Raw genomic sequence first — 11,259 nt, forward strand, 5'->3', positions numbered from 1 at the left:
TCGCCGCCCCCCGCCCTTCCGGCCGCCAGCCAGCCCACGCCGGCGGTCCCGCCCGATGCCGAGCAGATCCTCGCTATTCCGCCCCCATTGATGACCCTGCTGCGGCACCGGGTCATCGAGGCGACGCCCTCGCGGGAGCAGCGTCTGGAAAAGCTGGTGCACCTGATCTTCGACGAGGATGGGATGCACCTGGAGTACGACCCCTATGCCACCCACACCCTGACCGAAACCTGGCAGACCCGTCGCGCCAACTGTCTGTCGTTCACCCTGTTGTTCGTCGCCCTCGCCCGCGCTGCCGGAATCGAGGCGCGGGTGCAGGAAGTGGCGCAGGTGATGACCTGGTACCAGGACGAAGGCGTGATTTACAGCGTCGGCCACGTCAATGCAGGGGTGACCTTGAACGGCCGCACCGCCGACGTCGACCTGGACCGCAACGTCCTGTACGACCGTTACGGTCCGCGTCCGATCACCGGGCAGAGGGCCCTGGCCCACTTCTACAACAACCGCGGCGCACAGGCCATGGCAGCGGGCGACCTGGCGAAGGCCCGGACCTACCTGCAGGCAGCGCTGCGGCAGTCGCCCCAGTTCACGCCCGGGTGGAACAATCTGGGCGTGCTGGACGTGCGCGAAGGTCGGCTTCCCCAGGCGCAGCAGGATTTCCAGACAGCGTTGCGACTGCAGCCTCGCCACGCCGCCGCACTGACCAATGCCAGTGCCCTGTATACGCGGCTGGGCGAACCGCGCCTGGCCGGAGAGCTGGCTCACCGGCTGCAGCAGGTGGAGAGAAAGGATCCCTTCGCGCAGTTCCGCATGGGCAACCAGGCCGAGGAACGCCGGGACTACGCCGACGCCATCCGCTTCTACCGCAAGGCCATTGCCCTGTACGGCAGCGCGCACCAGTTCCACTTTGGCCTGGCGCGGGCCTACTTCCTCGCCGGCGACAGCCGGCGCGCGTCACAGGAAATGCAGCGCGCGCGCGATCTGGCCGACGAAGATGCCAGCGTGCTGCGGGCGGCGTACCAGGCCAAACTGGACAGCCTGAAGCGGTGGCAGAAGCGCACCGCGGCCAATTAAGGTCAGGCCTTCTTGAGGAAGCAGGTCTTCAGCACCAGCCCCTTGATTTTGTCCGAGTTGCCTTCGATGTGCTCGGCATCGTCCTCGACCAGGCGGATGTTGCGGATCACCGTGCCCTGCTTGAGCGGTATGGACGAGCCTTTGACCTTCAGGTCCTTGATGACGGTAACGGTGTCGCCGCTGACCAGCACATTGCCGTTGCTGTCGCGGACCACGACGCTGCCCGCATCGGCATCGCCTGCCGCCCATTCGTGGCCGCAATCAGCGCAGATGAACAGCGCGCCGTCGGCGTAGGTGTTTTCCAGGGTGCATTGCGGACAGGCGGGAACGGCAGACATGGGGGGCCTTCGATTGGAAGAATGAAACGTTCACCATTGTAACCGCCCGGTCGTCCGGCCCTTGCGCCCACGCGCGGCTTGACGCACAGTGCGCGCCCCCTTCCGCCTGGACCGCCCCGCATGAAGATCGGCATCGACTTTGGTACCAGCAACTCCGCCGCCGCCGCGGTGGTGGACGGACAGGTGGTACCGATCCGCTTTGGTGAGGCCGAGCAGTTCCGTACCACCGTGTACTTCCCCGAAGTGATGCGTGACCCGAACGACTTCGCGCTGACCCCGGCGCTGGAGCGTGAGCTGCACCGGCTGATCGATGCCGCGGCCCGCGAAGCCCGCGCCGCGGGCCAGGACCGTGCTCCCGATGCGCTGCGCCGTGAGGCGCTGCGCGTGGTGCGCCGGCAGTGGATGGAAGAGCAGATGCGGCAACCGCTCAGTTCCACCACGCTGCTGCAGAACGCGGTATATGGCGACGAAGCGCTGGAAGCCTATTTCGAAGAGAACGAAGGCAACCTGGTGCAGAGCCCCAAGTCGATGCTGGGCTACAACCTGCACCCCCGCGCGCGGCAGACCATCACCGGCATCGCCACGCATATTCTCGAACACATCCGGCTGACCGCATCGAGGCAGCTGAACGCAGCAGTACGCACGGCCACACTGGGCCGGCCGGTGCAGTTCCGCAGTTCCATTGGCGCGGCCGGTAATGACCAGGCGCTGGATATCCTGCATACCGCGGCGATTGCCGCGGGCTTTGACGACGTGGATTTTCTCGAGGAGCCGGCCGCGGCGGCCATGCATTACCACGCCGAAAGCACTGATGAACACGATGCACTGGTGGTGGACATCGGCGGCGGTACGACCGACGTCGCCCATGCGCGGGTCGGTGGTGCGCAGGCTCCGATCATCCACCGCGCATGGGGTATCGCACGCGGCGGTACTGATATCGACCTTGCCCTGAGCCTGTCCGGCTACATGCCCCTGTTTGGACGTGGCGTCAGCCGGGTACCCGCACACCATTTCGTGGAAGCGGCAATGGTCCAGGACATGCCGCGCCAGCGCGAGTTCCGCCAGCACAATTACCGGGACGTCGATGCGCCATGGGGTAAGCGCCTGCAGGCGCTGCAGGACACCGGCAATACCGCGCGCCTGTACCGTGAGGTTGAACGCTGCAAGATCGCACTGAGCAGCGCGGCCAGCCACGACAGCGCCCTTGATTTCATCGAGCGGGGGCTGGCCCTGAATACCGATACCGCCCAGCTCGGCAATGCCGCCGCCGGCTACGTGAGCGAGTTGACCCAGCTGCTGGTGCAGGTCCGCGAGGACATCGGCCACGACCCCGCCGCGGTGTTCCTGACCGGCGGCATGTCGCGTGCCGGCTACCTGCAGCAGGCCGTTGCCGCCTCGTTCCCGAATTCCCGACTGGTCCGCGGCAACCCATCATTCGGCGTGGTTCACGGCCTCGCCTGGGCCGCAAGCCATTGATTATCCTGGCTTGACGCTGGCTTCAGCACCGGCGGGCCGGCTGTATTAACAAAACGTTACGCCGGAACGACTATCATTCTCCGGCTTTGATGCGCAACGCGCATGTCGTTCAGGGTCTGCCTGTTGAGCGCGGCCCCCTTTTGCCAAAGCTGCCACCCCGGGGTTCCGGCCCCGGGCCTGGGAGTGCACACCCGAATTTGCCGCCAGTTTACGACCGGCGACATCGCTGCCGCCCCGCGCGGCGGTACTTCCGCCGACACCTGCTGCATCCGTCGGCGATTTTCTCCACGCTGTATCAAGAAAGGAGCATCCATGGCACGTTCGCCAAAGACCTCCCCCAAGGCCGGCAACACCGTTCGCGTTGACCGCAAGCAGACCGCCAGCACGGCCATCAACAGTGCCAGCATCGCGGCTGACCTCGCCGCATTCCGCAAAAGCGGTGGCAAGATCGAAGTACTTGGCAATACGCTGGCGCTGAAGAAAGCCAGCTGAGCCCGCCCGCCGTCCGCACCGGCCGAATCGCCGGTGCGGAGGCTGCCTTCAGCGGTTGCCGAGCGTGACCCGCACATTGCCCGAATGGGCATTGATCGAAATGTCCCCGTCCCCCGTCCCCAGCCGGGTCTCCAGACTACGGCCGGGACCGTAGCGCGGCCGTTCGACCTGGCCTGCGTCGGATTGGATGTCACCACTGAAGGTCTTCACTGCCAGGCGCGCCGAGACCTTGCGCGGCAGGGCCAGCGCAATCGAGCCGCTGACCGTCTCCAGCGTGACTTTGCCGCCCGGGGACAACGCACCCGCGCCCACGTGGAGGCTGCCAGACACCGCCTCGGCCGCCAGTCGCTGTACCTCCGCGGTGTCCAGACGGATGTCACCGGACACCGTTTCCGCGTTTACCTCACCGGCAATGCCGCCACCGGCCTGGACGTCGCCGCTCACTGCGCGCAGCGACAGTCGCTGGGTCTTGACCTGCGAGCGGATGCTGCCGCTCACCGTCGCCAGGGATGCCTCCCCGCTGCGACCGGCGGCGGTGATGTCGCCGCTGACCGCGTTGGCCGACAGACGACGCAGGTCCACGTCGGCCATGTCGATGTCGGCGCTCACCGTCCCCACCTGCACCTCCACCGAGCGGGGAACCCGCAGTTCAAGCGTGGCACCGCCACTGTTGCTGTTGCTGTTGCGCGGATAGATCACCTCCCAGCGCACCCGGTTGCTGCTCTTGTCCTGCTGCAGACGCAGGCCATCGGCCAGGTTGCCGGTCAGGGCCACCTCGTTACGGTCCCAGCCACGCACGGTCACTTTGCCGGCGATGTTGCTCACCTCCACCCGGCCGCCGGCCGCCAGCGGATGCTGTTCGTCAATGCGGGTGGCAGCCTGCGCAGCCAACGGCAGCAGCAGGACCAGGGCGGCAACAGGACGCAGACGGTGGTGCATGGTGTTTCTCCTTCAGGATGACAGGCCAGCGGCGTTCAACGCCTGCTGGGTAAGTTCCAGGCGCAGCGAATAGGTGCGCTGCAGTTGCCCGAGCAGATAGCGCGAGCGGGGATTTTCGGCGATGGCGGCGCGGATGCTGGCCGCACTGCTGTCCAGTTCATGCAGGGTCGGCTGCCAATCGGCCCCGACCGTTTCGGTGGGCAGCGTGGCAATGGCCTGCTGGTACTCCAGTGCGATGACATCGGCCTGCTGCTGCAGCGGATTGCCGGGGGCGGCGGGAGGAGGCGTGGTCGGCACCACCAGCATCACGGCCAGTCCAGCTGCCAGGCCCAGGCCGATCCGCAGGGGCCAACGACGGCGTGCGCGTCGCGCCAGCGACGTCGAAGATGCTGCAGGAACGGCGCGCGCGGCCAACTGCGCCTCGATCTGCTCCCAGACCCGGGCCGGCGGTACGCGCTCGTGCGGCAGCGCACGCAACCGTGCCTGCAGTACGGAGTCGGGCAGGTCGTCGTGGATGAGGTCGTTCATGCGGGTTCTCCTAACTGGGCGCGCAGCAGACCGCGCGCTCGATGCAGATGTGCCTTGGAGCTGCCCACCGCCATCCGCAGCTGCTCGGCGATCTCCTGGTGTTTCCAGCCTTCGATGTCGTGCAGGACCAGCACTGCACGGGCGCGTGGCGGCAACGTTTCCAGCGCGCGCTCCAGGTCCAGCGTGGTGCCGGCGCAGCGCTGCGGCCCGGGCAGCTGTTCCAGCGCCTCCCAGCCCACGTCGGCGTCCACTTCGCGGCCGGCCTGGCCGCGCAGTTCCATCAGAGCCGCATTGACGCCCAGCCGGTGCAGCCAGGTGCCAAGGCTGCTATCGAAGCGGAACCCCGGCAGCGCGCGCCAGGCCTGCAGAAAGGCCTCCTGCAGGGCGTCCTCGGCGCGCGCGGCGTTGCCGCCGCACAGCCGCCACAGCACCGAATAGATGCGTGGCGAGTGGCGTCGGTAGATGCGCTCGTAGGCACCGCAGTCGCCCGCCACGGCCGCACGCACCAGCGCGGCGTCGTCGGCGTCGTGGCCTTCTGCGGAGGGCGGCGGAGCGGGCATGGTGGTGTCGAGCATATCCGTTGGATGCCAGGGCCAGGAAAAAGGTTTAGGCCGCGGGGTCAGCGCGCGCCTAAACCTTCCTGCCCGCCTGCGCATCCAAGCCTGCGTCCCCCGCAGAGCGCCCGTCGCCGGAGCTGCCATGTCGTCCCATTGCCTCGCCGTGCTCCTGTCACTGATGAGCGCCTGCACACTACCCTGGAGCCCGCTGTCGCTGCAGGTCCTGCTCCCGCCGCATCCGGATCTATGCGTGCAGTACAAGGCACAACCGCCGCTGTGCGGATCCCGGCTGCTGGCGCTGCTGTCCGCGCCCTGGCACCTGCAGGCGTCCGCGGAGATCGACGCAGCGTAAGATGCAGGGTCACCTGTCTCACGCTGCACGCAAAGGCTTCACCAATGAAAGAACGTCTGCCCGCCTGGACCCACGAGTGGCTGCACTACGCGGTCCCTGCCCTGCAGATCGTGGGCACGCTGCTGGTCGCCTGGCTGTTGCGCCTGATCGCCCGACGCGTGATCCGGCGCATTGCCGAGCACTACACGCTCCCGCCGGAAATGGTGATGGGCGCGCGGCGGGTATTCACCTTCGTGGTCTACTTCACCGCACTGCTGGTCATTCTCAATATCGTCGGGGTTTCCGCCACGGTGCTGTGGACGGCATTCACCGGTTTTGCGGCGGTCGGTGCGGTGGCCTTCTTCGCGGCCTGGAGCGTGCTGTCGAACATCTTCTGCACGCTGCTGATCTTCACCACCCGGCCGTTCCGCCTGCATGACTACATCGAGGTTCTGGAAAATGGCGAAAAGCCGGGACTGAAAGGCCGGGTGATCGACATCAACCTGATCTATTCGACCTTGCAGGAAACGGACAACGGCCATGAAGGCACGGTCCTGCAGGTACCCAACAACATGTTCTTCCAGCGCACGGTGCGCCGCTGGCGCGATCCCTCGCAGGCCCCGGGTGGGATCCAAGGCGACGGTTGAAGCGGCCCCGCAGGGACGGTCAGCGCAGCTGACTGTCCTTGGAGCCGCGGCGGTTGTAGCCGGTGTTGTCATGCTCGGCCGCGTCCTGCTCTTCCTGGCAGGCAATGCACAGACGCACGCCGGGCACCGCCTTGCGCCGCGCCTCCGGGATCGGTGCGTCGCAGTGCTCGCAATGGGTCAATCCCGGGCCCTGCCGCAGCTGGGCCCGGGCGCGCTGGATGGCATCATCGACGGTGGCGTCAATCTGGTCCTGGACCGCGCCGTCGCCTGCCCAACCGGTTGCCATGAGGGTCTCCCGACACTGGATCAGATCTCCAGCATAGTCCCCCAGGCTCCCCTCCAGCTGCCGCGCGGCTGAATGCAGGCCCCGCGCGTGAACGGTTCAGCGGGTCTTACCAGATGAGGTCGTCCGGCACCTGGAACTGGGCGTAGTAGGCGTCGTCGTCGGCATTGCCGGTACTGGGTTCTGCTGGCCCCTTGTCCTGGCCGTTGTCGAGCACGATCACGGTGGCGTCGCGCTCACGGATCTTGTCGGCGGCGGCACGCGGCACCAGTTCGAAACCTTCGCCGAATCGCACGATCACCAGGCTGCCTGCGGCCAGCTGACGGCGCAGCGCCGTGTTGACCAGCAGCGTGCGGATCAGGGTGCCGTCGTTGAAGCGGTACTCGCTTTCGCCATCACGGGCGACCTTCTGGGTTTCAATGATCTGGCGGATCTGTGCCTGACGCTCCTGCGCCTGCACTTTTGCTTTGCGTTCGGCCTCGATCGCACGGTCGCGTTCGGCCTTCTCCGCGCGCAGGCGGTCGGCTTCGCGCTGGCTATCGGTGGGGGCGGCCGGGCTTTTGCCGTGGCGGGCCTTCTCCTGCTCGCGCGCGGCCTGGGAGACCTGGGACTTCTTCACCAGGCCGGCCTTGAGCAGCTGTTGCTGCAGCGGATTGCCCTTTGCCATACGCTTTATGTCTGTATCTACTGGATTCCGGGGGCCATCATACTGCCCCTGACGCCCGACCCAAAGCCTGCCATGACCGCCTTGAAGTACCTCGCCGGCTACCCCGCCGCCCTGCAGCAGCAGGTGCGCGACCTGATCGCGGCCGGTCGCCTGGGCCCGTGGCTGCAGCAGCGGTATGTGCAGCCGCACGAGGTGCGCAGCGACCGCCAGCTGTACGACTACACCCAGGCGCTGAAGGAGCGCTACCTGCGCCAGTCGGTACCGCTGTCCAAAGTCATGTATGACAGCAGGCTGCAGGTGCTCAAGCACGCACTGGGCACCCACACCACGGTGTCCCGCGTGCAGGGCAGCCGCCTCCGGTCAAGCCGCGAGATCCGCATTGCCACGGTGTTCCGGGATGCGCCGGCCCCGTTCCTGAAGATGATCGTGGTCCACGAGCTGGCCCATCTGAAGGAATCGGACCACAACAAGGCCTTCTACCAGCTGTGCACGCACATGGAGCCAGACTATCACCAGCTGGAGTTCGGGCTGCGGATGTATCTGACCCACCTGGACACCCGGTCCGACTGAGGGTGCCTTACACTCCCCGGCCGCCACGCTTTCCCCTGCCCCCGCCATGACCGACCTTATCCGACTCGATAAACGCCTGACCCAGCTGCTGGGCTGCTCGCGCGGCGACGCGCAGCGCTATATCGAGGGCGGCTGGGTGACGGTGGACGGCCAGGTGGTGGAGCAGCCACAAGCGCTGGTCGCCAACGAAGTGGTGGCCCTGCGTGAAAACGCGGAGGCCGGCCGCACTGCCTCGGTGAGCATGCTGCTGCACAAGCCGGCCGGCGCGCGGGCCGATCAGCTCTGCGCGCTGGTCACGCCGGAAACCCGCAGCGAACTGGATGCCACCGGCGTGCATCTGTTGCAGCGCCACTTCCACGGCCTGCAGCTGGGGATGGCACTGTCGGCCGAAGACAGCGGCATGGTGGTGGTCAGCCAGGATGGACGCATGCTGTCGTTCCTGAAAGACCGCAGCCCCACGCTCGAGCAGGAATACGTCGTGGAGGTCAGTGGCGAACTGGCTCCCTATGGGCTGGCCCGCCTGGCCCATGGACTGGCCTACCGCGGCCGACCGCTGCCGCCGTGCAAAGTGAGCTGGCAGAGCGAGACACGCCTGCGCTTTGCGATCAAACCGGTGCAACCGGGGCAGCTGCGGGACATGTGCGCGCAGGTGGGCCTCCAGGTGGTGAGCATCCGCCGCCTGCGTATTGGCCGGGTGGCGATGGGCAAGCTGGCTCCGGGCCAGTGGCGCTACCTCGCCGTGGATGAGCGGTTTTGACACGTCGCGTCCTGCGTGTCCTCTGCCTGCTGCTGGTCCTGCTGGGCCTGCTGGTGCTGAGCGGTCTGCTGCTGGCCGACCATCTGACGCCGAAGGCGATGGGCGAGTACAGCACCGCGCTGCCAACGCAGCCGGCACAGAGCGCGATCGACCGCGAGGTGGAACGACTGCAGGCGCTGCACCCGCAGCAGTCAGGCGTGGGTTTCCTGTCAGACGGGCTCGACGCCTACGCCGCGCGCGCGGTGATCACGCGACACGCGGCGCGCAGCCTCGACCTGCAGTACTACCTCTGGCACGACGACCTGATCGGCCACCTGATGGCGCAGGAACTGCATCGGGCGGCCGAGCGCGGGGTGCGCGTACGCATCCTGCTGGATGACATGAACGCGCACGACAAGGACGCGTTGATGATGGCGCTGGACGAACACCCCAACATCGAGATCCGTCTCTACAACCCTTTCCGCAATCGTGAAGGCCTGTGGCGACTGGTGGAAATGGTGCAGCGCTTTTTCAGCGTCAATCACCGCATGCACAACAAGTCGTGGATCGCCGATGGACGGGTGGCGATCGTCGGTGGCCGCAACATCGGCGAGGAATATTTCAGTGCCCGCACGGATGTGAACTTCCGTGACCTGGACCTGCTGGTGGCCGGGCCGGCCGTGGGCCAGGCCAGCAGCATTTTTGACGAGTACTGGAACAGTGAAACCGCCGTCCCCATTGCAGCGCTGGCATTCCACACGCCGGCACAGCTGAAACTGCTGCTGCGCGAATCGGCCAACGAAGCGCGCCTGGACAGCGCGCAGCCCTATCTGGAGCGGGTGCAGCAATCGTCCACCGCGCGGGCGTTCTTCCTGGAACCCACACATCTGCACTGGAGCGACCGTGTGGAGATCGTCTCCGATCCGGCCATGAAGCACCGTCGCGACGATCGCGCGCAGTGGCTGGTGACGCGCCTGGTGAATGAGCTGGAGGCGACCACGCACAAGGCGCTGCTCATTTCACCGTACTTCGTGCCCGGCACTGAAGGTACGGAAGGATTTGCCGCGCTGGTCGAGCGGGGTGCCACGGTCGGCGTGGTGACCAACTCCCTGGCAGCCAACGACGTGGCAGCGGTGCACAGCGGCTACATGCAGTATCGTGCCCCCCTGCTGCGCGGCGGGGTGCACCTGTACGAACTGAAGGCCCACGGCAGCCCGGACGGCGGCGGCCTTTTCGGGAGCAGCGGAGCCAGCCTGCATACCAAGGCATTCGTCCTCGACGACCGCCGCGGCTTCGTGGGTTCATTCAATCTTGACCCGCGGTCGGCGTATCTCAACACCGAGATGGGTGTGCTGTTTGATGACGAGGTCCTGGCCGCGCAACTGCGCGACGAATATCTGCGTCTGGCGGCACCCGAACAGAGTTACTGGGTGACCCTGGACACAGAGGACCGCGTGCGCTGGCTGGATCGCGCTGCGCAACCGCCCATGCTGCTTGAAAAGGAGCCAGATACCTCGTGGTGGCAGCGCACCAGCGCCCGGGTAATCAGCTGGTTGCCGCTGGAGTCGCAGCTGTAAATCCGCAACAGGTGCGACGTGGTGGGGTGCTCAGGCGTCCCTGGCGACATCCTCGCCCAGTGTTTCCACGCCACTGCCATGCAGCCGCCGCCATATCCACTGCAGCGTGTGTGTCGGAGTGTCATCCAGCTGCTCCAGCAGCGCCACGGCCTGGGCCTGACCAATGCGACCATGCCGGCACAGGAGGCTGGCGGCGGCCGCCGCGCGCGCGAAACGCAGGCTGCCAGCCAGCCCGCCGTCGGGACTGTCCACATCCCGCAGCAGGGCACTGTGCACCGCCGGTGGCAGCTCCCATGCTGCCGCGATCCGGCTGGCCACCGGCAGCGTCCAGCTGTCCAGCAGCTGGCTGGCCAGCTCCTGCGAAGGTGGCGGATCGGCGCGGCGCGCTGCCGCATCCAGCAGATGACGCATCACCAGTGCCGCGCCCAGCCCCTGGGTCAAGCCCATCCACTGCGCCGCGAAGCCATCTTCCTGGGTAACCCGCCGCGCATGGTCGGCCGCCGCGCGCGAGGCCAGAAGGGCATGCTCCCAGATCACAGTACCGAACTGCGGGAAGGCCTCGCAGTGCAGCTGCATGACCGGCTGCACCAGCACTGCACTGATGATCTGGCGGATGCCATCGGTGCCGACCAGGGTTACCGCACGCTGCAGGCTGTCCACCGGCTTGGCCTGCAGCCGGTACAGCGGGCTGTTGGCGATGCGCAGCAGATTGCCGGTCAGCACCGGGTCCTGGCCGATGATGATCGCCATCGCACGTGCCGAAGCGTCGCTGTCGTTGACGGTCTGGATCAGCTGCGGCAACAGCTGCGGACGCCGCGGCAGATGGCGCGCCGACCAGTCCTGGGCCTCCAGTGACTGCGTCACCGCCTGCTGCAGCGCACCTTCGTCGGCAGCCGCCAGCTGTCCGCCGCCGCTGCGGGGTACCAGCGCGAGCGCGTGCAGTCCCGCCTGCAGCACGGGGCCGGAGGCTTCAATGGAGGGCACCGCCAACCGGCTGGCCGGTTCAGGAGTCCTGCGTGGCGGCGCGACGTCGCCGGCGCGCAC

At 66.9% G+C, this 11,259-nt stretch carries 15 protein-coding genes; 8 read left to right on the forward strand and 7 right to left on the reverse strand.

Annotated features, from left to right (window positions below):
- A partial coding sequence (locus EGJ34_RS17675) for a tetratricopeptide repeat protein (RefSeq protein ID WP_312023041.1) occupies positions 1-1,074 on the forward strand: 1,074 nt, incomplete at its 5' end.
- A gap of 2 nt (positions 1,075-1,076) precedes the next feature.
- Here EGJ34_RS17675 and EGJ34_RS17680 read toward each other — a convergent pair.
- Complete coding sequence (locus EGJ34_RS17680) at positions 1,077-1,412, reverse strand: zinc ribbon domain-containing protein YjdM (protein WP_125361785.1); 336 nt, start codon at positions 1,410-1,412, stop codon at positions 1,077-1,079.
- A gap of 120 nt (positions 1,413-1,532) precedes the next feature.
- Between EGJ34_RS17680 and EGJ34_RS17685 the strand changes: the two genes are divergently transcribed.
- Together EGJ34_RS17685 and EGJ34_RS17690 are read left to right on the forward strand one after the other, a co-directional pair.
- Positions 1,533-2,888, forward strand: a complete 1,356-nt coding sequence (locus EGJ34_RS17685) for an Hsp70 family protein (protein ID WP_125361786.1) — start codon at positions 1,533-1,535, stop codon at positions 2,886-2,888.
- A gap of 312 nt (positions 2,889-3,200) precedes the next feature.
- Positions 3,201-3,380, forward strand: coding sequence for a hypothetical protein (locus EGJ34_RS17690; protein ID WP_125361787.1), 180 nt, complete (start codon positions 3,201-3,203; stop codon positions 3,378-3,380).
- A gap of 48 nt (positions 3,381-3,428) precedes the next feature.
- On the opposite strand, the gene EGJ34_RS17695 is transcribed toward EGJ34_RS17690, so the two are convergent.
- From EGJ34_RS17695 to EGJ34_RS17705, 3 genes are read right to left on the reverse strand one after another with little or no spacing between them, the layout of a single operon-like run.
- Complete coding sequence (locus tag EGJ34_RS17695) at positions 3,429-4,319, reverse strand: DUF4097 family beta strand repeat-containing protein (RefSeq protein ID WP_125361788.1); 891 nt, start codon at positions 4,317-4,319, stop codon at positions 3,429-3,431.
- A gap of 12 nt (positions 4,320-4,331) precedes the next feature.
- The gene (locus EGJ34_RS17700; protein ID WP_125361789.1) at positions 4,332-4,847 is read right to left on the reverse strand and encodes an anti-sigma factor; all 516 of its coding nucleotides are present in this window, start codon (positions 4,845-4,847) and stop codon (positions 4,332-4,334) included.
- Entirely contained in the window at positions 4,844-5,422 is a 579-nt protein-coding gene (locus EGJ34_RS17705; protein WP_125361790.1) for a sigma-70 family RNA polymerase sigma factor, read from the reverse strand. The genes EGJ34_RS17700 and EGJ34_RS17705 overlap by 4 nt, the downstream gene beginning before the upstream one ends.
- A 124-nt stretch (positions 5,423-5,546) precedes the next feature.
- Between EGJ34_RS17705 and EGJ34_RS17710 the strand changes: the two genes are divergently transcribed.
- Both EGJ34_RS17710 and EGJ34_RS17715 read left to right on the forward strand, forming a co-directional pair.
- Complete coding sequence (locus EGJ34_RS17710) at positions 5,547-5,756, forward strand: hypothetical protein (protein WP_125361791.1); 210 nt, start codon at positions 5,547-5,549, stop codon at positions 5,754-5,756.
- 44 nt (positions 5,757-5,800) lie between these two features.
- On the forward strand, positions 5,801-6,382 hold the full coding sequence (locus EGJ34_RS17715; protein WP_125361792.1) for a mechanosensitive ion channel family protein: 582 nt from the start codon (positions 5,801-5,803) through the stop codon (positions 6,380-6,382).
- A gap of 19 nt (positions 6,383-6,401) precedes the next feature.
- On the opposite strand, the gene EGJ34_RS17720 is transcribed toward EGJ34_RS17715, so the two are convergent.
- Complete coding sequence (locus EGJ34_RS17720; RefSeq protein ID WP_125361793.1) at positions 6,402-6,668, reverse strand: DksA/TraR family C4-type zinc finger protein; 267 nt, start codon at positions 6,666-6,668, stop codon at positions 6,402-6,404.
- 106 nt (positions 6,669-6,774) lie between these two features.
- Complete coding sequence (locus EGJ34_RS17725; RefSeq protein WP_125361794.1) at positions 6,775-7,332, reverse strand: DUF2058 domain-containing protein; 558 nt, start codon at positions 7,330-7,332, stop codon at positions 6,775-6,777.
- Positions 7,333-7,404: 72 nt separating this feature from the next.
- On the opposite strand from EGJ34_RS17725, the gene EGJ34_RS17730 reads away from it, so the two are divergent.
- Genes EGJ34_RS17730 through EGJ34_RS17740 form a run of 3 tightly spaced genes read left to right on the forward strand, consistent with a single transcriptional unit; the run spans position 7,405 to position 10,215 of the window.
- Complete coding sequence (locus EGJ34_RS17730) at positions 7,405-7,902, forward strand: M48 family metallopeptidase (RefSeq protein WP_125361795.1); 498 nt, start codon at positions 7,405-7,407, stop codon at positions 7,900-7,902.
- A 46-nt stretch (positions 7,903-7,948) separates the two neighbouring features.
- Positions 7,949-8,659, forward strand: a complete 711-nt coding sequence (locus EGJ34_RS17735) for an rRNA pseudouridine synthase (protein WP_125361796.1) — start codon at positions 7,949-7,951, stop codon at positions 8,657-8,659.
- Positions 8,656-10,215: a phospholipase D family protein gene (locus tag EGJ34_RS17740; RefSeq protein ID WP_125361797.1), complete on the forward strand. Its 1,560-nt coding sequence runs from the start codon at positions 8,656-8,658 to the stop codon at positions 10,213-10,215. Before EGJ34_RS17735 ends, EGJ34_RS17740 begins: the two co-directional genes overlap by 4 nt.
- Before the next feature lie 30 nt (positions 10,216-10,245).
- On the opposite strand, the gene EGJ34_RS17745 is transcribed toward EGJ34_RS17740, so the two are convergent.
- Positions 10,246-11,259 (reverse strand): HDOD domain-containing protein (locus EGJ34_RS17745; RefSeq protein WP_125361798.1); only part of this gene is annotated, 1,014 nt, incomplete at its 5' end.

It is taken from the genome of Stenotrophomonas sp. 278 (assembly GCF_003935715.1).
Taxonomy (GTDB): Bacteria; Pseudomonadota; Gammaproteobacteria; order Xanthomonadales; family Xanthomonadaceae; genus Stenotrophomonas; species Stenotrophomonas maltophilia_AH.